General features: G+C 69.5%; 21 protein-coding genes. 6 read left to right on the top strand and 15 right to left on the bottom strand.

Annotation, left to right across the window (positions count from 1 at the left end):
- Nucleotides 1–28 precede the first annotated feature (28 nt).
- From NL1_RS31465 to NL1_RS31440, 6 genes are read right to left on the bottom strand one after another with little or no spacing between them, the layout of a single operon-like run.
- Nucleotides 29–1,225: a peptide synthetase gene (locus NL1_RS31465; protein ID WP_067847175.1), complete on the bottom strand. Its 1,197-nt coding sequence runs from the start codon at nucleotides 1,223–1,225 to the stop codon at nucleotides 29–31.
- Nucleotides 1,226–1,245: 20 nt separating this feature from the next.
- Nucleotides 1,246–2,289, bottom strand: coding sequence for an NAD-dependent epimerase/dehydratase family protein (locus NL1_RS31460; protein WP_067847173.1), 1,044 nt, complete (start codon nucleotides 2,287–2,289; stop codon nucleotides 1,246–1,248).
- Entirely contained in the window at nucleotides 2,286–2,612 is a 327-nt protein-coding gene (locus NL1_RS31455; RefSeq protein ID WP_067847172.1) for a hypothetical protein, read from the bottom strand. Before NL1_RS31455 ends, NL1_RS31460 begins: the two co-directional genes overlap by 4 nt.
- Nucleotides 2,609–4,288 carry a fatty acid CoA ligase family protein gene (locus NL1_RS31450; RefSeq protein WP_067847171.1) on the bottom strand — a complete coding sequence of 560 codons (1,680 nt, stop codon included), beginning with the start codon at nucleotides 4,286–4,288 and terminating at the stop codon, nucleotides 2,609–2,611. Before NL1_RS31450 ends, NL1_RS31455 begins: the two co-directional genes overlap by 4 nt.
- On the bottom strand, nucleotides 4,285–5,199 hold the full coding sequence (locus NL1_RS31445; RefSeq protein WP_067847170.1) for a beta-ketoacyl-[acyl-carrier-protein] synthase family protein: 915 nt from the start codon (nucleotides 5,197–5,199) through the stop codon (nucleotides 4,285–4,287). The genes NL1_RS31450 and NL1_RS31445 overlap by 4 nt, the downstream gene beginning before the upstream one ends.
- A gap of 9 nt (nucleotides 5,200–5,208) precedes the next feature.
- The gene (locus NL1_RS31440; RefSeq protein ID WP_067847169.1) at nucleotides 5,209–6,258 is read right to left on the bottom strand and encodes a 3-oxoacyl-ACP synthase III family protein; all 1,050 of its coding nucleotides are present in this window, start codon (nucleotides 6,256–6,258) and stop codon (nucleotides 5,209–5,211) included.
- A gap of 546 nt (nucleotides 6,259–6,804) precedes the next feature.
- Between NL1_RS31440 and NL1_RS31435 the strand changes: the two genes are divergently transcribed.
- Nucleotides 6,805–8,298 carry a flavin-containing monooxygenase gene (locus NL1_RS31435; RefSeq protein WP_067847167.1) on the top strand — a complete coding sequence of 498 codons (1,494 nt, stop codon included), beginning with the start codon at nucleotides 6,805–6,807 and terminating at the stop codon, nucleotides 8,296–8,298.
- Nucleotides 8,299–8,600: 302 nt separating this feature from the next.
- Nucleotides 8,601–9,077: an SRPBCC family protein gene (locus tag NL1_RS31430; RefSeq protein WP_067847165.1), complete on the top strand. Its 477-nt coding sequence runs from the start codon at nucleotides 8,601–8,603 to the stop codon at nucleotides 9,075–9,077.
- A 118-nt stretch (nucleotides 9,078–9,195) separates the two neighbouring features.
- On the opposite strand, the gene NL1_RS31425 is transcribed toward NL1_RS31430, so the two are convergent.
- On the bottom strand, nucleotides 9,196–9,855 hold the full coding sequence (locus NL1_RS31425) for a TetR/AcrR family transcriptional regulator (protein ID WP_067847164.1): 660 nt from the start codon (nucleotides 9,853–9,855) through the stop codon (nucleotides 9,196–9,198).
- Between the two features lie 52 nt (nucleotides 9,856–9,907).
- Complete coding sequence (locus tag NL1_RS31420; protein WP_067847161.1) at nucleotides 9,908–10,603, bottom strand: TetR/AcrR family transcriptional regulator; 696 nt, start codon at nucleotides 10,601–10,603, stop codon at nucleotides 9,908–9,910.
- A 149-nt stretch (nucleotides 10,604–10,752) separates the two neighbouring features.
- Between NL1_RS31420 and NL1_RS31415 the strand changes: the two genes are divergently transcribed.
- A complete protein-coding gene (locus NL1_RS31415; RefSeq protein WP_067847159.1) occupies nucleotides 10,753–12,327 on the top strand; it encodes a succinic semialdehyde dehydrogenase in 1,575 nt (524 codons plus the stop codon).
- Nucleotides 12,328–12,432: 105 nt separating this feature from the next.
- Nucleotides 12,433–13,263 carry an SDR family NAD(P)-dependent oxidoreductase gene (locus tag NL1_RS31410; protein WP_067847157.1) on the top strand — a complete coding sequence of 277 codons (831 nt, stop codon included), beginning with the start codon at nucleotides 12,433–12,435 and terminating at the stop codon, nucleotides 13,261–13,263.
- A 37-nt stretch (nucleotides 13,264–13,300) separates the two neighbouring features.
- Here the strand turns inward: NL1_RS31410 and NL1_RS31405 are convergent, their stop codons facing one another.
- The 3 genes from NL1_RS31405 to NL1_RS31395 all read right to left on the bottom strand — a co-directional run bounded on the left by NL1_RS31405 (nucleotide 13,301) and on the right by NL1_RS31395 (nucleotide 16,122).
- Nucleotides 13,301–14,116, bottom strand: coding sequence for a putative protein N(5)-glutamine methyltransferase (locus NL1_RS31405; RefSeq protein WP_067847152.1), 816 nt, complete (start codon nucleotides 14,114–14,116; stop codon nucleotides 13,301–13,303).
- Between the two features lie 56 nt (nucleotides 14,117–14,172).
- Entirely contained in the window at nucleotides 14,173–15,132 is a 960-nt protein-coding gene (locus NL1_RS31400; RefSeq protein WP_067847149.1) for an alpha/beta fold hydrolase, read from the bottom strand.
- 117 nt (nucleotides 15,133–15,249) lie between these two features.
- The gene (locus NL1_RS31395; RefSeq protein ID WP_067847146.1) at nucleotides 15,250–16,122 is read right to left on the bottom strand and encodes a YdcF family protein; all 873 of its coding nucleotides are present in this window, start codon (nucleotides 16,120–16,122) and stop codon (nucleotides 15,250–15,252) included.
- A 191-nt stretch (nucleotides 16,123–16,313) separates the two neighbouring features.
- On the opposite strand from NL1_RS31395, the gene NL1_RS31390 reads away from it, so the two are divergent.
- Nucleotides 16,314–17,165 carry a bifunctional 5,10-methylenetetrahydrofolate dehydrogenase/5,10-methenyltetrahydrofolate cyclohydrolase gene (locus NL1_RS31390; protein ID WP_067847137.1) on the top strand — a complete coding sequence of 284 codons (852 nt, stop codon included), beginning with the start codon at nucleotides 16,314–16,316 and terminating at the stop codon, nucleotides 17,163–17,165.
- Between the two features lie 33 nt (nucleotides 17,166–17,198).
- Here the strand turns inward: NL1_RS31390 and NL1_RS31385 are convergent, their stop codons facing one another.
- The 4 genes from NL1_RS31385 to NL1_RS31370 form a co-directional block, all read right to left on the bottom strand.
- Nucleotides 17,199–17,957 carry a DUF8176 domain-containing protein gene (locus NL1_RS31385; RefSeq protein ID WP_156095141.1) on the bottom strand — a complete coding sequence of 253 codons (759 nt, stop codon included), beginning with the start codon at nucleotides 17,955–17,957 and terminating at the stop codon, nucleotides 17,199–17,201.
- A gap of 152 nt (nucleotides 17,958–18,109) precedes the next feature.
- Entirely contained in the window at nucleotides 18,110–18,862 is a 753-nt protein-coding gene (locus NL1_RS31380) for a L,D-transpeptidase (RefSeq protein WP_067847128.1), read from the bottom strand.
- A 256-nt stretch (nucleotides 18,863–19,118) separates the two neighbouring features.
- The gene (locus tag NL1_RS31375) at nucleotides 19,119–20,021 is read right to left on the bottom strand and encodes a GNAT family N-acetyltransferase (protein ID WP_156095140.1); all 903 of its coding nucleotides are present in this window, start codon (nucleotides 20,019–20,021) and stop codon (nucleotides 19,119–19,121) included.
- A 144-nt stretch (nucleotides 20,022–20,165) separates the two neighbouring features.
- Entirely contained in the window at nucleotides 20,166–20,825 is a 660-nt protein-coding gene (locus tag NL1_RS31370) for a cyclodeaminase/cyclohydrolase family protein (protein WP_084511199.1), read from the bottom strand.
- 131 nt (nucleotides 20,826–20,956) lie between these two features.
- Here NL1_RS31370 and NL1_RS31365 point away from each other — a divergent pair.
- A partial coding sequence (locus tag NL1_RS31365; RefSeq protein ID WP_156095139.1) for an LLM class flavin-dependent oxidoreductase occupies nucleotides 20,957–21,420 on the top strand: 464 nt, incomplete at its 3' end.

Genomic DNA, 21,420 nt, shown 5'->3' with positions numbered 1-21,420 from the left:
GCAGTGGTTGTGCCGTGGATGTCCGGCGTCAGCGCGCCGTCGACGACGCCGCGAGTTCGCGTTCCAGCGTGGACACGATGTGGTCCAGCAGCGCGTCCAGCCGGTGCTCGACCCCCGCGCCGTTGCGGCACGACACCGTGATCTCCAGCCGCCCGGCCGATTCCACGATGCCGAACAGCAGCGGCATCATCCCGCTGTGCTGCGGTAGCACCCGGATGGACGTCGGGGTGTAGCCCGGGACCGTCATCTCCGTCAGGTCGAAGACGCCCACGTGGGTTATCGTGGCGGAGACCAGGTTCCGGCCCAGGCGCGCACCGATCCAGTTGCCCGCGCGCATCACCCCGCGCACCACCGCGGATGGGAACGCCGTCAGCCCGCCGTTGTCCATCTGGTTGAGCTCGCGGTTCTCCCGGAGGCCCGCACGCAACTGGTCGTTGACGGATTTCCAGTCGTCGCCGGGGGCGACGTCGAGGAACAGCGGCAGCGCGAGGTTGGCGGTGGACCGCAGTGTGTAGTCGTGCCTGCGCAGGTCGACCGGAATCATGAAGCGGGACTTGGCCTGCGCCGCGTCGGCGAGCACGGCGGCGACCCGCGCGAGGACGCCCTTGCCGGTCGCTTCGATCGTGCGGTGCCGAAGCAACCAGCGCGACGCGGCCCGATCCTGCTTGCCGTGCCCGGCCGCCGACGAATAGGTCGGCAGCAGCAGCGCGGGCTTGCCGGGGGCGCCGAGGCGCGCGACCAGCTGGGCGTCCGCGACCGGGTCGGGCGCGCCGAGTGGTTCGGCCCCACGCAGCGCGCGGAACACGTCCTCCACCCACATGCGCATGCCCATGCCGTCCATGACGCCGTGGAAGCCGCGGAAGACGATGGTCACCGGATCCGCGGTGAGCAGCAGGACTTCGCAGGTGCGGTCGGGGGTCGGACCGATCGGGCTGTTGAGGACGGGGTCGTTCTCCAGCTCGGGATAGGTCAGCGTGTGGCCTTCGACGACCCGCACGGTGGGGGAGACGCCGGTGTCCACCCAGTCGGCGCCGTCTCGGACGAGCCGGGAGCCGGGGATGGCCGCCGCGGCGACGTCGACCGCGCGTTGCAGCTCGGCGGGGTCGAGCGTGCCCTGCCCGTGCACCGCCACCTGCATCAGGAACGGCGGAGCGAGCTCCCGCGCGGCGAAGTACAGGCGTTCGGTCGGGGTGATGGGACGGCGAAAAGTGGTGTCGCTGCTCATGATTGCCTCCGGGTCGCGGGTCAGCGCAGGTGTCTGGTCAATTCGCGGACGCCCCCCTGGGTGTCGAGCCAGGCGAGGAAGCTCGCCAGCCCGGTCGCTCGATCCACGATCGGCCGGTAGCCGAAATCGCGGGTCGCCGCGGCGGTGTCGTAGGTCGCCGAGCGGGTCATCAGCGCCACCGCATACCGCGACAGCGGCGGCGACCAGCGGGTGGACACCGCGGGGATCCGCCAGACCGTCTCGATCACGGCCACCACCGCGTCGAGCACGCGCCGGTTCGGCTGCCTGGTCGGCGGCTGATAGCCGAGCTCGGTGGCGACCTGGCCGAGGAACTGCCACACGTTCGTCCGCTCGGCGTCGGCGATGAAATACGGCTTGCCGCCGACGGCTTCGGTGTCGAGGGCCAGCACGACGGCCTCGACGATGTTGTCGACGTGGCAGAGCGAGGCGTACACCTCGCGCCCGTACGACAGGTCGGGCAGGCGGCCCTCGGCGGTGCGGCCGAGCAGCCGCACGATCGGACCCGACCGGTCGCCCGCGCCCCAGATCGCCCGCGGCCGCAGCGCGCAGGTGGCGAAACCCGGTGCGTTCGCGGCGAGTACGGCGCGCTCGGCCGCGGCCTTGGTCTCGGAGTAGAGATTCAAGTAGCGGCGCGGATAGGGGAGGGACTCGTCGACGTCGAGCAGGTCGCCGCCGTGGTAGTCCATCATCGCGCTGGGGCTGGAGATGAACACGAACCGCGACGCGCCGCCCCGCTTGGCCGCGTCGAGCAGCCGCTGGGTGGCGCGGACGTTCTCGTCCCAGAACTGTTCGCGCGTGCCGCGTTCGTCGACGCGCGCGGCGCTGTGCACGACCGCGTCGATCCCGCCGGTCGCCTCCACCAGTGACGGCGCGTCGGTGAGATCGCCGTAGACGATCTCGACCCGCTCGCGCGCGTCTCCCAGATCGCTCAGATTGCTGGTGCGCCGCACCAGGATTCGCACGTCGTGCGCGCCGTCGGCCACCAGCCTGCGCACGAGCGCGCCGCCGAGGAAGCCCGAGGCCCCGGTAACGAGAATCTTCATCGCTGGTCCTCTCGATGATCGGTGGGTGTGCCGTCGCCGGTCGCGCCGGCCCGGCCGGAGCCAAGCCGATCGCCGTACCAGGTCAAGCCGAAGATTTGGGTGAGCACCGCGGTTTTCAGCGGGGAATGCCCGGTGCCGCGCGTGGCGCGCAGCGCGACCGGGATCTGGGCCGCGTGCACCACGACGCTGAGAAACGCGTCGATCCACCACACGGCGCGCAGCCAGCGGTTGCGTGGCGCCCGTTCGACGAGCGCCGCGACCAGGCCTGCCGCGAGGTAGAGCCAGCCGAGGATCGGAATCGCGCGCAGCGCTGTCGTCTTCATCGCCGCGCCTCAGCTTTCAGCTGCTTGCCGGCCCACACCGCGAGCTGTTCGCGACCGATCTTGGCGTTGTGCCTGATGTCCACCGGGAACTCGGGGTGCACGAGGACATCGGTGATCTGCTTGGTGAGCTCGTATTCGGCGGCGCGGGTGCGCAGCTTCATCTCGACGGCGGTGCGATCCATGCCCGGCTTCAGTTCGACGCACAATACAGGCCGCTGCGAACCCTTCGCGCCGACGCCGACCAGCGCCGTGCGCGCCACGCCGGGCACCGTGGTGAAGATCTGCTCGACCTGCACGGTGAACATCGGTCCGTCCGCGGTGACCACCCGCTGACTCTTGCGCCCGCAGAACCAGATTCGTCCCTGTTGGTCGATCCAGGCCAAATCGCCGGTACGGTGCCAGATCCGGTCGCCGTCAACGATCTTGCCCTGGTGGTTGGCCTCGTCGGGCCAGTAGTACCTGGTGCTCACGTTCGGGCCCGAGACGACGAGCTCGCCCACGCCCCTCGTCTTCTCCAGCTCGCCCGCCAGCTCCTCAGCGCTCGCCCAAGTCGGGATCGGCGCGTCGGTGATGGCCACCAGGCGCGCCTCGATCCGGTTCGACGGCCGCCCGATGCAGGTCCCTTCGCCCTGGTGCGCCCTGGTCACCAAACCGCCGAGCAGTTCCCGGGATTCGATGGTGGACATGGGTAGCGCCTCGGTGGAGCCATAGCCCGCGAAGATCTGCACGTCCTCGTCGAGCACCTCGCGCAGCCCGGCGATGCACCAGTTCGGCACCGGCGCGCCGCCGGAGTAGATGCTGGCGAGGGTGGGCAGATCCGTTGGGCGCTGCTCCAGATGGCGCAGCAGCGGGATCAGCACCGCGGGCGAGGCGAACATGGTCCGCACCCCGAATCTGCCGATGGCGTCGACCACGTGCGCCGGGTCCGTCGAGCCGACCTGGCTCGGAATCAGCGGCGGCAGCACACAGCGCGCGCCGAGCAGCAGATCCAGCACGCCAACCAGCGGCAGCGTGATCAGCGAGGTGTCCGGAGGGACGTGTCCGCGCGCGGCGTCGACCTGCTCCAGCGTCGCGGCGAGGTTGCCGTGGGTGAGCTGAACCGCCTTGGCCGGGCCGGTGCTTCCGGTGGTGAAGGCGATGATCAGCAGACTGTCCGGGTCGGCGGGAGCGCGTTCCGGCGCAGGGCGCTGCGGGCGGCGGGCCCAGTCCTGCAACCGCTCACCGCGCCAGAACCATTGCTTGCCGACGGTGACCGCGGTGCGAACGCCGCGGAAGCTGCGGGGGAACAGGACGCGCAAGGCGTGCGCCTGCGGGATGCCGATGAACGCCTCGGCGTCCACCGCGCGCAGGCAGCGCAGCATCTTGCGCACGCCCATGCCAGGGTCGATGACCACGGGCGCGGCGCCGATCTTCAACAGCGCGAACATGATTGCGTAGAGCTCGGGACTCGGCAGCACCAGTACGATGGTGTGGGTGCCGGTCCCGACGCCGGAGGCGGTGAGCCGCTCGGCGATCGCGTCCGACCATTCGTCGAGTTCGCGATAACTGATGTGCCGGTAGGCCGGCAGGCCATCGGGATTCTTCCCCTCGGGGTAGATCACCGCTTGGCGGTCCGGCTCCGTGCGCGCGAACGCACGGAACCGGTCGATGGCCTGCCAGTAAGTCCCTGCGGTCACGCGGGCGCCCCGACGAGGGCAGGCAGCCGGTACAGCACCGCCGCCGCCGACGGGCCCGCGCCCGCCGCGACGAACAGCACCCGAGTGTGCGAGCCGAACGTCTCCTGCGCCACGGCGCGGTCGTAGGCCAGCGGCAGCGCGGCGGTGTGCGGGTCACCGTCGGAGAGATCCGGTGTGCGCACCGAATCCCGGGCGATGCCCAGCGCGTCCGCCAGCCGCAGCGGGAATTCCGCGCTCGGTGTCGAGGCGATGAGCACCGTGCCGGACAGGTCGGCGTCACCGGCCTCGGCGAGCGCCGCGCGGGCGGTGTCCAGCGCGACCGCGAGCAGCCGGTCCTCGAAGCCTGCCTCGCGCTCGACGGTCATCAGGCCGCGGCCGACGGTGCCCATGGTGGCGGTGTCGACGTAGGCCTCGATGGCCGGCGTGCCCTCGGCGGTCGCGGTGTGTACGCGGCCGAAGCCCTCCTGCTCGTCGGTGCGTTCCAGCAACAGGGCGGCACCTGCGGTGGCATAGGGGAATTCGTCGTCGGCGATCGCCCGGGTGAGCGACGGGTGGGTGTCGCCGGAGACGATCAGCACGTGCTCGGCGCTGCCGGTCTCCAGGATCGAGGTGGCCACCTGCACGGCGTTGAGCACGCCGACCGCGCCGTTCATCAGGTCGAACGAGAACGAGGTCGGATCGTCCTTCTCGTACTCGAGGCCGATGCCTGCCGCCTTCTGGATCAGCGCGGACACCGCGGGTTCCACGGTGTTCGAATCGCGGTGCACGCCCGCGTTGATCAGCACGCCGACCTGCTCGGGCTGGATGCCCGCGCGGTCCATCGCGCGCCGCGCGGCGCGGCCGCTGTGCTCGACGATGCTGTGGGTGTCGCCTGCCCGGCTGACTCCGGTGGACTTGATACGCACGCCCATGTCGATACCTCAGACCTTCAGGGAGGAGATGGTGGTGGACAGGAAGCCGGTCACGACGCCGGAGGCGGCCGGAATCATCAGCAGTTTCGATCCCGCCGGGATGTTCTGATCGCCGAGCTGATCGTGCAGCACGATGAAATGCGAAGTGGTGGAGGTGTTTCCGTATTTGTGGATGACGTTGAGGTCCGGCGGCATCGGCGTGCCGAACTCGCGTGCGGCGATCGCGTTGGCATAGGGCACCGCCGCGGCGCCGAACTGGTGATGGATGATGTAGTCGAACTGCTCGTCGGCGAAGGTCGTGCCCTGCGCGTCCAGGTAGTTGCCCTGGGTGTTCGGCCAGAGCATGAACCGGGCCTCGTTGTGCATCTTGCGGTTGTCGGTGTAGAGCGCGACGCCCTGGGTCCGGCCGCTGGGCATGCCGAGGCACAGGTGCGAATGCTCCGAGGCCGTCATCATCTCGATGTAGTGGATCTTGTCGTCGTCGTCGACCGCCTCGTCCAGCACGATCGCGCATCCCGAGTCGCCGACCGAGAGCGAGGCGAATTGCAGATCGTATTTCTCGGAAATCTCGTTCACCGCGGTTTCGGAAATCGGCGTAATTGCCTCACCGCTGACCACCATGCCGTTCCGGACGATGCCTGCGCGGATCATCCGATCGAGGATGTAGGTGCCGGAGAGCATTCCGGCACACGCATTCGAAATATCGAAAGTGATCGCCTTTCGAGCGCCGACGTGCTTGGCGATCGAGGAGGCGAAAGCGGGCTCCATGTATACCCGGGTGCCGTGCTTGCTGCGCGTGATCGAGCTGGAGATGATCACGTCGAGGTCGGCGGCGGCGTACCTTGACCTGGACAGACAGTCCTCAGCGGCCTTGATGGCGAGCGCGAAGGAATCCTCGTAACTTTCCGGACGCGTATCGTGCACCCGGCGTTCCTTGATTCCTGTGATTCGCTCGAGATCGAACGACGGCGGCACCTTGAGCCGCGCAATCAAGTCCTCGGTGGTGACGATATTCGAGGGCAGATAAGCGCCGATGGATTCGAAGCGAGAATGCGACACGTGAGCTCCTGGAAATCGTTGATCGATACGGTTCCGGATCTTCTCTGATCGTCGGTGCGTCGGAACACTACCGGACAGTAACTAAGAATGGGTACGGTCCGAAATCGACCGTCCTTCTGAGACAGTCGAGGGGGTGGAGTGTATGTCTCGTGCGGTATCACTAACTGGACACTCCCCGGCTATGGCCGCTCGCTATGGTGGCCGGTCGGGGGCACTTCACCGCCCTGACACCCGTTTTGCGAGCTTGCCGCGCGGCGCGGGCGGTCGGGGCCGCGATGCGAGCGCGTTGTGAGAGCGAACAATTGGCGAACCGAGGTTCGAAGTAGCTGGGCATATGTACGAACGGGTACCGCCGAGCTTCCTGTGAGTGACCTCACTCGGCTGCGCGGGCTTGCGAACCGGTCGGTATCGGGAACCGCTGCGCAGGTTCGGAATCCCGGCGATGGCGTTGGCCGTCGACTGGCTGCGCCGGTGGCGCGATTAGGCTTCGGGTATCAGCGGATGCGCCGCCGCACCCGTCCGCAGAAGAATCGGAGGAGCTGAGTCATGACGACCGAGACCGAGCACGTCGACGTGCTCATCGTCGGTGCCGGGTTGTCCGGCATCGGCGCGGCGTACCACGTGCGGCAGGCCTTCCCTGGACGTCGTTTCGCCGTCCTGGAGAGCCGCGCGGCCCTCGGCGGCACCTGGGATCTGTTCCGCTATCCCGGAATTCGCTCCGACTCGGACATGTACACCCTCGGCTACCGCTTCCGTCCGTGGCTGGAGGAGAAGGCGATCGCCGACGGCCACACGATTCTCGATTACCTGCGCGACACCGCGCGCGAGAACGGGATCGACGAACACATCCGCTATCACCACCGCGTCGTGCGCGCCGAATGGTCCTCGGCAGATAATCGGTGGACCGTGCGCGCCGAACGCACCGACACCGGCGAGGTGGTCACGCTGACCACCGATTTCCTGTGGTGCTGCTCGGGTTATTACCGATACGACGAGGGCTACACGCCGCAGTTCGCGGGCACCGAGCGCTTCGCCGGTCCGATCATCCACCCGCAGCACTGGCCGGACGAGCTGGATGTCGCGGACAAGCACGTGGTGCTCATCGGCAGCGGCGCCACCTCCGTGACGCTCGGGCCCGCGCTCACCGCGCAGGGCGCGCACGTCACCATGTTGCAGCGCTCACCGAGCTACATCATCTCCGTGCCCGAGCGCGACGACCTGGCCCACCGGGCGCGAAAGTGGTTGCCCGCCAAGGCGGCCTACGCGGTCGCGCGCGCGAAGAACGTGGCCATCGCGACCGCGATCTATCAGCTCAGCCAGCGCTACCCGGAACGCATGCGGGCCCGCATCCGCGGGTGGCAGCAGCGCTGGCTGCCTCCGGGCTACGACATCGACACCCACTTCACGCCGAAGTACAACCCGTGGGATCAGCGGCTGTGCCTCGCCCCCAACGGCGACTTCTTCCGCGCCATCCGCAAGGGCCGGCTCGACATCGTCACCGATCGCATCGAGACCTTCACCGAGCGCGGGCTCGCACTGGCCTCCGGCGCGCAGCTCGACGCCGACATCGTCATCACCGCAACGGGTTTGAACCTGCTCGCCTTCGGCGGTATGGAACTCGTGGTGGACGGGGAGCCGGTCGAGATGGCCGATCACCTCGCCTACAAGGCGATGATGCTCTCGGAGGTGCCGAACTTCGCCTTCGTGATCGGCTACACCAACGCGTCGTGGACGCTCAAGGCGGATCTGGTCAGCGAGTACGTGGTGCGCGTGCTGCGGCACATGGACGCGCACGGCTACGCCCGCTGCATGCCGGTGCGCGACCCTTCGGTCGGCAAGGCGCCGCTGTTCACCAACTTCATGCCCGGTTACGTGCTGCGCGCCGCCACCCTGTTTCCGATGCAGGGCGATCGCGCGCCGTGGGCGCTGCGCATGAACTACGTGCGCGATCTGATCACGTTGCGCCACGGCGCGATCACCGACGGCGCCATGCGATTCGAGGGCGCCGCGCGGCGGGACCCGGTGCCCGCCGCGGAGTAGGTGGCGCCGGGGACACGGTCCGGGTCAGGACGAAGGTGAGTTCTTCGCCGGTCGGCGGCTCCCGATATCGAGCACCAGGATGTCGAGCTGGGTGTGGTCGACTTGCCACATCACGCGTCTACCCGTCGACCGACGTCGGGACGGCGCGAGCCCGGCCAGGCCCGAGGTCCGGGCGCGGTGCTGCGGAAACGCGCTGCCGCGCAGGGTGTCTCGCGGACGTTCGTTTCCGATCCACGATGCCGCGCGCCACGCGGCAGATGAGTGCTACTCTAAAACAAGAGCGGTGCTCACAAAGGAGAGTGATGGTCACAATCAACGATGCGCAGCGGTACTTGAAGCAGGGGCGGGTAGATCCCGCTGCGCGCATCCGCGCTCGGGTGGAAACGACCGTGGAGGCAGATGCAGACACCCTCTTTCAAGTCTTGGCAGACCTCCCCAAATGGCCCGAGGTCCGCAGGTCGATTACCAAAATGTCGGTCGATGGGCCAATCGCGGCCGGTACATCGTTCCGGTGGACATCCTCCGGCGCGCTCCTGAGTTCCACGCTCGCGGTGGTCACCCCCGGGCGGGAAGTCTCGTGGAGCGGAAAGTTCCTATGGTTTACGGCAATTCATCGAAACACGATCGTTCCGCTGACTGCTGGCAGGTCCACACTCGTCAGCGAGGAGTCGATGACCGGGATCGGGATCGGGCTGATCTACTCATCGTCGAAACTGGAAAAGGAACTGCGGGGATGGGTTGACGAGTTCGCCGCATTCGCGCAGCAACTCCAGCGTTGACAACTCGTCGCGGGATCGTCCCCGAAAGAACCAGAAGGCTTCCACAGCTGGATGAGAACGTCGGAAGGATGTAGTTCGTCCGTAGCTCGCACCTGGCCCGAGGGAGGCGGAGGTGCGTCTACTTCGCGTCCGAGGATCGGACCAGCGCGACGGCCGTGAGCAGGCGGGCGGCGTGCTCGTCGAACCGCTCGCGCGGGACGTCGATCGCGCCGTCCAGCCACGGCCGGTACAGGTAGGCCAGCGCGCCGAAGATCGCGTTCGCGTTGAGCATGCTGTCGAGATGGTCCGGGCCGGGTTCGCGGTAGTCGCCCGCGCCGATGGTCATGGCGATGGGCGCGGTGAACAGCTCGATGAGTTCGTCGCCGCGCCGCGTCAGCACGGGGGTGGCCTGCGATTCCACGAACATGACCCGGCCGCGGCGCGGATCCTCGGTCAGATAGTCGGTGAAGGCGGCCACGACGTGGCGGAACATCGCCTCGCGGTCGATCGGCGCCTCGGTCAGCGCGTCGAGCAGGTGGTCGCGCGCCCCGACGACGACGGTCTCCAGCACGGTGGTCAGCAGCGCGTCCAGATTCGGGAAGCTTTCGTAGAAATAGCGCTCGGTCAGCCCGGCCTGCCTGCACACCCCGCGCATGGAGATCTCGGCCGCACCGACGGTCGCCATCAGCTCGGTGGCCGCCTCGACGAGTTGTGTTCGGCGCGTGGCGATCCGCTCGGCGGGGGCCAGGCCACGCCAGTTGCGCATACGGGCGAAGGATTCGTCGGAATCGGCGACCATCCCCCGATCCTCTCATGCCCGAATCGGCTACGACGGGGTCGAGTTCCGGCGGTCAGCCTGCCGTGGGGGGTGCCTGGGGGAAGAGGTTCGGGATGTCGAGGGCGTATTCGATGTCGGCGCGGGTGCCGAGGGTGGTCAGCAGGACGCGGATCATGGTGAGTCGCGCGGCGTCGACCGTCTCGGCGTCGGGTTCGGCGCCGGGCGCGGTGCCCGCGGAGATGCGGTAGACGACGTACTCGCAGACGTGCAGCGCGGCGTCCAGGTCGAGCGGGGAGGGGACCGGGCGGCCCAGCTCGGTGAATGTCTTGCGGACGGTCGCGCGGATGTCGTCGAGGGCGCGTTCCCGATAGGCGGAGACGGGCGAGGCCGGATCGTGCAGCTCGGCGAACAGCGGGCGCAGCATGGCGCCGTGGCCGCGCGCCCAGCCCAGGTAGGCGTCGATGAGCCGGATGCCGAGCTCCACGGGGGCGTCGGTGCCGGTGAGCGCGGCGCGGATGCCGCCGACCAGGCCTTCGTTGGAGGCGGTCAGCAGCACGTGCAGCGGTTCGGCGGCGTTGCCGAAGTAGCGGTAGAACGTCGGCCGCGCCAGCCCGGCCTGCTCGATGATCTGGGCGACGCTCAGGCCGCGCGAGCCGTTGCGGGTGAACACCTCCGCGGTGGCCAGCACGATCCTGGCCTTGACCTCCTCGGCCTGTTCCCTGGTCTGCGGCGGGCGGCCGCGGCGCGTCGTCGTCGCGTCAGTGGGCATGGTGAGGCCTCACAGCCGGCTGCCTGGCATGTCTGTGCTGCACAACGGAGAGCTTGACACGGGACGCGTCACGGGCATTAATCTAACACTACTGTTCAGTAAATGCACTGGACGGGCGCACCCCGAACCGTCCCACGAGAGGGCCGACAATGACGACCGCCCACAAGCCGGCCGCCGAAGCCGCCGCACTGCCCGCCGACCTGGTCCGGCCGCTGCTCGAGCATGCCGTCGCGGGGGGCGCGCCCGCCGTCGAGATGTTCGCGCCCGCCACCGGACGGCCGATCACCGCGCTGCCGCAGTCCTCCACCGGCGACATCGAGCGGGCCTTCGCCACGGCGCGGGCCGCGCAGCGCGAGTGGGCGCGCCGGCCGGTGCGGGAGCGCGCCGCTGTGCTGCGCCGCTTCCACGACATCGTGCTCGCCGAGCAGGACGTGATCCTCGACATCGTGCAGACCGAGACCGGCAAGTCCCGTGCGCACGCCTTCGACGAGGTCGGCGATGTCGCGGTGAACGCCAGGTACTACGCCGCGGTCGCCGAGAAGCTGCTGGCCACCCGCAAACCCCGCGGCGTGCTTCCCGTTCTCACCCAGGTCGACGTGCGCAACCGGCCCAAGGGCGTCGTCGCGGTCATCTCTCCGTGGAACTACCCCCTGGCCCTGGCCGCCTCCGACGCGCTGCCCGCCCTGGTCGCGGGCAATGCCGTGGTCGCGCGGCCGGACAACCAGACCGCGCTCACCGCGCTGTGGGCCATCGACGCCGCGGTGCGCGCCGGACTGCCGCGCGGCCTGTGGCAGGCGGTGCTCGGCCGCGGCTCGGTGATCGGCGGCGAGGTCATCGGTCGCGCCGACTACGTCGACTACACCGGCTCGAGCGCCACCGGCCGCACCATCGCGCAGCAGGCGGGCGAGCGGCTGATCGGTTACTCGCTGGAGCTGGGCGGTAAGAATCCGCTGCTGGTACTTGCCGACGCGGACGTGTCCCGTGCCGCCAAGATCGCCATCCGGGCCTGCTTCGCCTCGGCCGGGCAGCTGTGCGAATCCATGGAGCGCATCTACGTGCACGACGCGGTCTACGACCGGTTCGTCACCGAATTCGTCGCCAACGTGCGCGCGATCGAGCTGGGCGCGGAGCTGAACTACGGCAGCGACATGGGCTCGCTGACCTTCCAGCGGCAGCTGGACACCGTGCGTGCGCACGTCGACGACGCGGTGGCCAAGGGCGCGCGGGTGCTCGCGGGCGGCCGGGCGCGCCCCGATCTCGGTCCCTACTTCTACGAACCGACGGTGCTCGCCGACGTGCGGCCCGGTATGACGGTCTACCGCGAGGAGACCTTCGGCCCGGTGGTGTCGATCTACCGCGTCGGCAGTGACGAGGAGGCGATCGAGGCCGCCAACGACACCGCGTACGGCCTCAACGCCAGCGTGTGGACCAAGGACGTGCACCGCGGCCGCGAGGTGGCCGCGCGCATCAACGCGGGATCGGTGAACGTCAACGAGGGCTTCATCGCCGCGTGGGGCAGCGCCGACGCGCCGTCCGGCGGCCTCGGCATCTCCGGCACCGGACGGCGGCACGGTCCCGAGGGCCTGCTCAAGTACATCGACACCCAGACCATCGCGGTGCAGCGCGTGCTGCCGATCGCGCCGCTGCCCGGGATGTCGGAGGAGCTGTGGGCCAAGACGATGACGCTCTACTTCACCGTCATGAAGACGCTGCGTCAGAAGTAGCAGCCGCATCAGAAGTAGAGCCGCGTCAGAAATGAAGCCGCCGGGCCGGAAACGACCGTCGTCGGCAGTGACGTCGCCGGACACGAATGCAGGGATAGGGAACGGATGAAACTGGACACGGTTGCGGGCAAGAAGGTCCTGGTCACGGGCGCTGCCATGGGGCTTGGCAAGTTGTTCGCCGAGCGGGCGGTGCGCGAAGGCGCCGCGGCGGTGGTGCTGTGGGACGTCAACGAGGTCGCGCTGAAGGGCACCGCCGCCGAACTCTCGGGCCGCGGGTCGGAGATCCACCACAACGTGGTGGACGTGTCCGACCGCGACGCCATCGCGGAGGCCGCGGCCGCGGTCCGCGACGCGGTCGGCGACATCGACATCCTGGTGAACAACGCGGGCATCGTGCGCGGCAACACCTACTTCTGGGAAACCGAGAACCGCGCCGACATCGACAGGACCATGGCGATCAACGCGCTGGCACCGATGTACATCACGCTCGAATTCCTGCCCGCCATGGTGCGGGGCGCCGGTGCGGCGCGGGTGCTGAACATCGCCTCGTCCGCGGGCCTGGTGTCCAACCCGCGCATGTCCGTCTACGCCGCGTCCAAGTGGGCGGCGCTGGGCTGGTCCGACTCGGTGCGGCTGGAGCTGGAGCAGGCGGGCCACGAGCACGTCACGATCACCACCGTGTGCCCGACCTACATCAACACCGGAATGTTCGACGGCGCCAAGGGTTTCTGGCTCACCCCGATCCTCGAGCAGGACGAGGTCGTCGACACCTCGTGGAACGAGATGAAGCGGGGCAACGCGCTGGTCATCCTGCCCTGGACCTCCCGCCTCAACCGGGCACTGTCCGGCATCCTGCCGCTCAAGCTCCGCGACTTGTTCCTCGACACGGTGGGCGTCTACCACTCCATGGACGAATTCACCGGCCGCAAGAAGTAGCCACGATCGCGTCGGGGCCGCTGCCCGCGTGCGGTGGTCAGGGGCGGGTGCCGACGACAACGGTGGCGTAGTGCTCCTCGGACTCCGTGACACGGGCGGCGAGGCCGTGCTCGGCGAGGATCGCGGTGGCGATGATCGCCTGTTCGGGACTCGATTCGACCAGCAGGTGGCCGCCGGGGGCGAGCCACTCGGAGGCGTCGGCGGCGACGCGGCGGAAGACGTCCAGTCCGTCGGCGCCGCCGTCGAGGGCCGAGCGTGGCTCGTGGTCGCGGGCTTCGGGAGGCATGCCCGCGATGTGGCCGGACGGGACGTACGGGGTGTTGGCGAGCAGTATGTCGATGCGGCCGCGCAGGTGGCCGGGGAGCGGCTCGAACAGGTCGCCCTGGTAGACGGCCGCGCCGAGCGGATCGAGATTGCGCTGGGCGCACGCGACCGCGGCGGGTTCGATATCGGCGGCGGCGAGCTCGACCGGCCGTCCTTCGGCGATCAGCGCGGTGGCCAGCGCCAATCCCAGCGCTCCCGAGCCGCAGCACAGGTCGACCACCACGGGCGCCGACCCGGCGCCGCCCGCGAGCACGAGGGCTTCCTCGACCAGGAAGACCGTGCGCTGCCGCGGCACGAACACCCCGGGCCCGACCGCCACCCGCAGCCCACGGAACTCCGCCCACCCGAGCAGGTGCTCCAGCGGTGTCCCGGAAACCCGTTCCTCGACAAGACCGTTCAGATCACCCCCGGTCTCGGCCGCCGCATCGATCAACAGCCGCGCCTCCTCCTCGGCGAACACGCACCCCGCCACCCGCAACTGCGCCGCCACCTCGGCGACCTCCACACCAGACACCCGGCCATCCTGCATCAGCCGCCCCGGCCTTGGCCAGCCGATATCCGGCGACCTCGGAACCGCGACCACCCTCACCCGTCGAGCCAGCACCCCACGATCCGCGCGTATTCCTCCGGCACCTCCCAGGGCGGCAGATGCCCGACCGACTCGAAGACGTGCAAAGCCCAGTCGGGATGTCGCGCCAGCAGATCATCGATGGCGCGCCGTTCGACCAGCGGATCGTCGTCGCCCCACAGCAGCAACGTCGGAGCGTCGAGCCGGTCGATGGCACGCAGGGCAGGGCCGCGATCGACGTACATCGAGGACAAGGCCGAACCGAACGCCACGACACCGTCGCGCAAGCGGCGTGGCGTTGCGGACAGCTCGCCGAGCGTCTCGTCGACCACCGCGATCAGTTCCGGATCGACGCGGCTCGGGTCGCCGCCCGCGAGGTCGAGCGCCCCGTGTCCGGTGAGGCGACGCCGCTTGCGCTCGACGAGGGCGGGTCCGGCCACCGCGAGCAGCAGCGAGGTCAGCGGAGGACCGAGCCGCAGTGCGGCACGGCCGACGGTGGCCCAGCCGAGCCGCTCGGCGCGGGTGAGGGGACCGGGCAGAGCCGGATCGGTGAGGATCACCCGGGAAACCAGCGCGGGACGCAGCTCCGCGAACAGCACCGCGATCAATCCACCGAAAGACCAGCCGTGCAAGGTTGTTCGTTCCATGTCGAGTGCGGCGGTGAGCGCGCACAGGAACTCGGCGCCGGGCTCGGCGCGGGCCGCGTTCCGATGCGCAGCCGCGGTCTCACCGAGCACGGCCCCCGGCAGGTCGGGTGCGACGACCGGCCCGAACGCCGCCAGCGCGGGCATCACGTCGAGCCAGAACACCGCGCCCGCGGCCATGGGGTGGACGAGCAGCTGCGTCGGCGCGTCGGGTGGCGCGGTCGCGGCGGCGTCGATCCGAAGCAGGTGGACGGCGGCGCCGGAGACGTCGACCGTCGCACTCCGGATACCCGTCCATCGCGGCGAGCGCTCACCCCAGTCCGCATAGCGCATCCGTCGGCCCTCCTCCTCCGATGATGCACGCGTGCGGCCCTGCGCGGGAAGCGAAGTCGCCAAGGACGCTTCGCGGCCCGAGCGAGGACGTCTCGCTCGGGCCGCGGGTGCGCGCGACTATCGGGCGAGGGAGAGCTGGAAGGTGCGGGTGGCGTCGAGGTAGATGCCGCGCTGGGCGTTCCGGGCGGGCGGGGGCAGCTGGGAGACCAGCTGCTCGAGCGACGTGGTGGCGCCGACGACGTGGGTGCCCGCGACGATGAAGTCGGCGACCGCCCTGCGGATGTGGTTGGGCGAGGTCACCACGACGGCGCTCGTCGCGCCGACATCGCGTAGCAGCCTGGTACTGAACAGCGCGTTCTGCACCGTCGAACCCGCCCGGTTCTCGACACTGATGCGAGAAGCCGGGATGCCGCGACCGACCAGCCAGTGGCGCATGGCCTCGGCTTCGGTGATCCCGTTCTGCGGGTTGCCGCCGGTCACCACGATCGGCGAGAACGGTGACACGATGGACTGGATCCAGGCCGCGGTCAAGCGATTCACCAGCTCGGGGCGCAGCGCGCCGTCGGGCAGCAGACCGTAACCGAGCACCACGATGCCGGTCTGCGGACCGATCAGCGCGGGCAGCGGATTGGGCAGCGTGCCGACCGCGGCGCCGATGGCATTGAGCACGTGGCCGGTGCCCGCGGCCATCCCGGGGTCGGTGGCGTGCAGCCGCGCCATGGCATCGGCCAGCCCGGGCAGGTCGTTGGAGTAGTGCGACCAGATGGCTTGCAACGAGAGCGCTTCGGCGTCACCGGGATCGGCGCCGAGCAGCGCGCGCAGGTCGGCGAGGCCCGCGCCCTCGTTGCCGTCGGTGAAGTGGCGCTGGGCCGAGTTGTAGAGGGCGTCGGTTTCGGGGGATGCCTGGGCGGGCGCGCCGGCCAGACCGGTGAGGGTGAAGGCCGCGAACGACGACGCGACCAGGGTTTTCCAATGCCTCGAGATCTTCACTACAGTCGACACCTTTCCACGTGTGAAACGGGTTTCGGTACGTCAGCTGACAGATGGCCGGTGGCAAAGCTGTCCCCACGATACGACCGGCCCACGGCGGAGCCCGGTAATTGCCGGGAGACACGCCTCCACTCGGGCCGCGCGGGTTGCTGACGGAGTGCCACCGGCCGCGCCCACTAAGCTGTCACCTCGTGGACACCGTTTCGCTGACCGGCAAGGAACTCGCCGCCGCTATCAACGCCGACACCAAGGAGCGCACCGCCGCGTTCGTCGTGGGTGGTCGCGCCCCACGGCTGGCCCTGATCGTGGCCAACGACGATCCGGCCAGCGCCTGGTACGTCAATTCGCTGCGCAAAGCCGCCGAGCGGCTCGGAATCGCGTGCGATCGCATCGATCTGGGCGCCGACGCCACCGCCGAGCAGATCCGCGCGGAACTCGCCGCGCGCAGCGCCGATCCCGGCTTCGACGCGATCATGTTGCAGACCCCGCTGCCCGCCGGCGTCTCGCTCGACGACGTGAGCTCGGCGATCGCCGCCGACAAGGACGTCGACGGCGTCAGCCCGCTCTCGCTCGGCCTGCTGGCCGCGGGCCTGGACGGCTTCGTGCCCGCCACCTCCGAGGCCGTGGTGGAACTGCTGAAGCACCACGAGATTCCGCTGCGCGGACGGCTGGTCGCGGTCGTCGGGCGCTCGAACATCGTCGGCAAGCCGCTGGCGCAGCTGCTGCTCGCCGAGGACGCCACCGTCACCGTGTGCCATTCGCGCACCGCCGACTTGGCGGCCGTGACCGCCACCGCCGAGGTGGTCGTGGCCGCGGCGGGCCGGGCCGGGCTGGTCACCGGCAAGCACGTGCGTGAGGGCGCGGTCGTCATCGATGTCGGCACCAACGAAGCGCCGGACGGCGGCATCGTCGGCGACGTGGACGCGGATTCGGTGCGCGGCAAGGCCGCCGGACTCAGCCCCGTCCCCGGCGGCGTCGGCCCGGTGACCACCGCGCTGCTCATGCGGCACGTGGTCGCGGCGGCGGAGAAGCTGCGCGGCTGAGGCCGCGGGCAGACGGGCAGCGCTCGCCGCGGTTCAGCCCGCGGCGGCGATGCTCGTGATGAGGGTGCGGTCGCCCGTGCGGGCCACGCTGACCAGTTGGGCGTTGTAGGTCATCGGGTCGCGGCCCGGCCGGTTCTCGGTGATCACGACGCGATACTGACCCGCGAAGGCGCCGGGGGTGATGGCGACGCAATGCGTGGTGCCCGCGGGAATGCTGTCGATACCGTGCTGAATGTCGTTCACCGTCGGCACCGAGGCGTTCGGCGCGACCACGGCGCGCACCTGTTCGGCCGAACGCGTGACGTAGTACGCGTACTGGAAGGCGAAGATCGCGCCGGGACCGGAATCCGTGCCACCGTCGCCGTTGCCCTGGATCTTGTTGCCGACGCGCTCCGCGGGGCACCGCGAGGCGGGAACCACCGGCTCGGCCGCCGGGGCGGGGCTGTTGGAGGCGGTGGGCTGCGGTGCGGGATCGTCGCGGAAGTACAGGAAAGCCGCGGCCGTGACCGCCAGCGCCGCAACGGAACCGATCAGCGCGGGGGCCCAGCGGCGAAGCGGCGGGCGCTTGGGGGATCGGTCGATCATCCGCGCGAAGACGTCTTCCTCGGGGAAGTGCATTGGCTCCGGCGCGAATTCGGCTTCGGGTTCCCACTCGGGTTCGGGCTCCGAGTCGTACGGCCGCCGCGGCACCCGGTCCGCCCACTCGCCGCGATAGTTCTGTTCACCGGGCCACGGCGGTGTTCCGGGCGCGGCAGCCCGCGGGATCATGCCCTGGCCGGGTCGTGTCGTCATGTCCGGTCGTTCCATCTCCCCGCCTTCATCAGGTCACGCCGTCGGGTCGTCCCACATCGAAACCAGCTCCCCGGCACGATACTGCCAGGGAACTGCGTTCTGCGAAACGTCCGGGGCGCGTCGCGCGGGGAGACGAACCGCCGAACCCGGGATCACCAGTGCACGTTGACCGGATCGCCGATGCCGACCGTCTGGTAGTACCAGGCCGCGTCGTCGGGTGCGAGATTGATACAGCCGTGGCTGACGTTGGCGTAGCCCTGCGAGTCCACCGACCACGGCGCCGAGTGCACGAAAACGCCGCCCCACGTGAGGCGTTCGGCGTATTCGCCGTTGATCAGGTAGCCCTCCGGCGAACTCAGCGGTATGCCGATGGTGCGGGAATCGAAGACCACCGAGCGAAACTTCTCCAGCACCGGGAAAGTGCCTGTGGGAGTTTCGAATCCGGGCTTGCCCATGGAGGCGGGCATGCTGCGCACGACCTGGTCGCCGATGCTGACGGTGAAGGTGTACGCGGACATGTCGGCCTCGGCGTAGACGCCTTCGTTGGTGCGGAATTCGGTGCGGGCGTTGCCGACTCGGACCGTGATGTCGGAGCGTGCGGGCAGGAAGCCCGTCGGCGTCCAGGTGAGCTCGCGGTCGGTCGTCCAGGCGAAGGTGCCGTCGAGCGGGTCGGTCGAGCCGATGGTCACGAGTCGTTCGGCGCGAGCGCGATCGGTGACGGGCGCGGCGAACTGGATGGTGACCGGATGGGCGATCCCGACTTCCTGCCCGGCGGACGGCGTGATCGCCGTGATCCTGTCGGCGGACGGGGGACCGATCAGTGTCGCCGCCGCCGCACCGGAGCCGAACGCGACCAGAGCGACGACCACGATCGTGAGGAACACGTGGCGAAGTACGCTCCTCATGGTTCCACCCCTTCCGAGATGGTGTGGTACGCGAAAAACCAGTCTACGCCTTCATGATCAACCCGTCTTGCCGAACATGTACGCCAGGATTCCGAGGATATAACCATGAAACCGGTCGGTTTTCTCGAGCCATCGAGCAGCGATGCGAAAGGTGTGTTCGCTCAGTCGCGGTGGACGGTCTTCGTCGTCGCGTACCAGTGCTGTCCCGCGGGCTCGCCCGCGAGATTCCAGCTTCACGACACCGTGGGTTGTGCGCTCACACCTGCGCGCCGCCGCGCGCCGACGGCGAGGGCGGTTTGGGTGTCGCGGGAGCACGGGAAATACGCCCGCCGAGCCGTTCGTGCACCGTGAACCCGTGTCCGCGACACCAGCGCGCCAGTGCGGGGATCGCGGCCTCGTCGTCGCGGAAGGTGGGCAGCAGCTGCCCGACGATATCCAGGCGGTGCGCGTCGGCCGTGCGGCACAGGTGCGTCAGTCCCGCGCTGCCTAGCCCCATCCCGCGCAGCGCGGGCGTGACCGTGATGGCGCCGAGTTCGATTGTGCTGGTGTGCATCTCGAAGCCGATCTCGATCGGGCCCGATCCGCGCCTGCGCAACTGGGCGACATCGGAGGGGATCGGGCGCAGTCCGCCGGGGAGATGGTCGATCAGCCGCTGGCGCGCCGCCTCGGAAGGGGCGAGCCGGACGGCCTCCAGTAGCCGGTGGGTGAGTTCGTCGACGCACCCGCGGTCGCCCTCGGCGGCCTGTTCGCGCACGAAGGGGCAGTCGCGGGCGATGGAGCGCAACTGCCGCGCCCACTGTGGCGCGATCACCGCGAAACGCGTCGCCACGACGGCGATGGTGGACTCGATGCCGACCACGCCGTCCAAGGTGAGCGTCTCGCCGCCCGAGAGCAGTCCCCAGGCGTGCTCGTCGGCGCCCACCCCGTGCCTGCCCAGTTCACGCCGCAACCGGTCGAGACGCCGCTCCGCCCGCTCGTACGCGCCGCCCGGCAGGCGGCCGAGCCAGGCGGGCCTGCCCTGCAGGTTGGTGCGGATGCGCAGATCGGCCAGCGCGATGCGCGCGGCATGAAAGTTGCTCCAGGCTTGCGCGCGTCGCGCGCGAACCTGGAGTGCCGGGTCGGAGCCGGGCGTCTCGGAGGACGGGGGATCGTCACTCATGACCATCAACCGTAGATCCGCGCACCGCACCTGGGGAGTCCCGCGAGTGCATTGCCGCAGACGCCGCCGGTGTGCCGCTGGTCAGCGCGTCGTTGACGGGAAGTTGTCGGCGTGTCTCGGTTTGGGCGTGTCGCCGTGGGCGGGTCAGCTGCGCACGGCGTGCACGACCTCGGCGTGCAGGCTGTCCGCGCGCGCGGCGATCTCTTCGATGCGCAGCAACACCGGGGCGAACTTGTCGCCCAGCGCGGCGGGCAGCGAGGCCAGGTTGATCTCGATATTGAGCTGCGAGCTCGCGGCGGCCGCGCGGGCGGCGTCGGCCGCGGCGCCGATGTCGGTGACGACATTCGGATTGCCGATCGGCAGCAGTTCCGCGGCCAGCGAGAGCACCTCGTCGGCCTCGTCGACCACCGCGGCGGGCACCCGCGCGGCCTCCACCAGTGCGGCGTTGATCGCTTCGGTACGAGCCGTGGCTTCCTCGTGGGTGCCCTTCGGCAGCTTGTACGCGGCGCCGACGGCGGTGAACGCGGCGGCGTCGGCATCCGCGAGGGCCAGCGAGCGGGCGCGGGCGGCGTCGGCGGCCTCGATGATGCGATCCACGATCGGCCGGTGCTCGGCGTCCTTGGCCCGGGTCGTGTAGCGGGCCACCATGGCGATCAGTGCCGCGCCCTGCGCGGCGTGCAGCGCGGCCACCGCACCGCCGCCGGGCGCCGGGATCTTGGCGGCCAGATCGGACAGGTACTGCGCGAGGGTGACCTCACCGAAGGAAGACGCAGTTTCCTGGGACGACGTGCTCGGCTGCGACACGGGTGGCCTTTCGTTCTCCGGCGGCGTGAATTATCCATCACGCTACCGCCTCCCGCCGCGCGCACCATGCCCGCCCGCCGCGTCGGATGGCCGATGCGTGGTCGGTGCATACCTGCGGTTATGTTGAGCACATGCGTATCGGATTGGGTATCAACTACTCGGGTGGTTTCAAGGAAGCCGCGGCGGAAGTGGCCGACCTGGAGCGGGCCGGGTTGGACACGGTGTTCGTGCCCGAGGCGTATTCCTTCGATGCGGTCAGTGCGTTGGGGTATTTGGCGGCCAGGACCGAGCGGGTGCAGTTGGCGTCGGGGATTTTGCAGATCTACACCCGCACCCCGAGCTTGACGGCGATGACGGCGGCGGGTTTGGATTTCGTGTCCGAGGGCCGGTTCCTGTTGGGGTTGGGTGCGTCGGGTCCGCAGGTGATCGAGGGTTTCCACGGGGTGGCCTACGACGCGCCGATCGGACGGACGCGGGAGTTGGTGGAGATCTGCCGCAAGGTGTGGCGCCGGGAACGGCTGGAGTATCAGGGCAAGCATTACCGGATCCCGCTGCCCGAGGGCGAGGGCACCGGTCTGGGTAAGCCGTTGAAGTT

The organism is Nocardia lijiangensis NBRC 108240 (assembly GCF_001613045.1).
GTDB lineage: Bacteria > Actinomycetota > Actinomycetes > Mycobacteriales > Mycobacteriaceae > Nocardia > Nocardia lijiangensis.
Note: the sequence above shows the minus strand (reverse complement) of the source record. Positions and strands in the feature narration are given on the sequence as shown.

Bases quoted from the DNA above. Each gene is read 5' to 3' on its own strand.
- NL1_RS31465 (WP_067847175.1), bottom strand. From the start codon at position 1,225: ATGAGCAGCGACACCACTTTTCGCCGTCCCATCACCCCGACCGAACGC.
- NL1_RS31460 (WP_067847173.1), bottom strand. From the start codon at position 2,289: ATGAAGATTCTCGTTACCGGGGCCTCGGGCTTCCTCGGCGGCGCGCTC.
- NL1_RS31455 (WP_067847172.1), bottom strand. From the start codon at position 2,612: ATGAAGACGACAGCGCTGCGCGCGATTCCGATCCTCGGCTGGCTCTAC.
- NL1_RS31445 (WP_067847170.1), bottom strand. From the start codon at position 5,199: ATGGGCGTGCGTATCAAGTCCACCGGAGTCAGCCGGGCAGGCGACACC.
- NL1_RS31435 (WP_067847167.1), top strand. From the start codon at position 6,805: ATGACGACCGAGACCGAGCACGTCGACGTGCTCATCGTCGGTGCCGGG.
- NL1_RS31430 (WP_067847165.1), top strand. From the start codon at position 8,601: ATGGTCACAATCAACGATGCGCAGCGGTACTTGAAGCAGGGGCGGGTA.
- NL1_RS31425 (WP_067847164.1), bottom strand. From the start codon at position 9,855: ATGGTCGCCGATTCCGACGAATCCTTCGCCCGTATGCGCAACTGGCGT.
- NL1_RS31420 (WP_067847161.1), bottom strand. From the start codon at position 10,603: ATGCCCACTGACGCGACGACGACGCGCCGCGGCCGCCCGCCGCAGACC.
- NL1_RS31415 (WP_067847159.1), top strand. From the start codon at position 10,753: ATGACGACCGCCCACAAGCCGGCCGCCGAAGCCGCCGCACTGCCCGCC.
- NL1_RS31410 (WP_067847157.1), top strand. From the start codon at position 12,433: ATGAAACTGGACACGGTTGCGGGCAAGAAGGTCCTGGTCACGGGCGCT.
- NL1_RS31405 (WP_067847152.1), bottom strand. From the start codon at position 14,116: ATGCAGGATGGCCGGGTGTCTGGTGTGGAGGTCGCCGAGGTGGCGGCG.
- NL1_RS31400 (WP_067847149.1), bottom strand. From the start codon at position 15,132: ATGCGCTATGCGGACTGGGGTGAGCGCTCGCCGCGATGGACGGGTATC.
- NL1_RS31385 (WP_156095141.1), bottom strand. From the start codon at position 17,957: ATGACGACACGACCCGGCCAGGGCATGATCCCGCGGGCTGCCGCGCCC.
- NL1_RS31380 (WP_067847128.1), bottom strand. From the start codon at position 18,862: ATGAGGAGCGTACTTCGCCACGTGTTCCTCACGATCGTGGTCGTCGCT.
- NL1_RS31375 (WP_156095140.1), bottom strand. From the start codon at position 20,021: ATGAGTGACGATCCCCCGTCCTCCGAGACGCCCGGCTCCGACCCGGCA.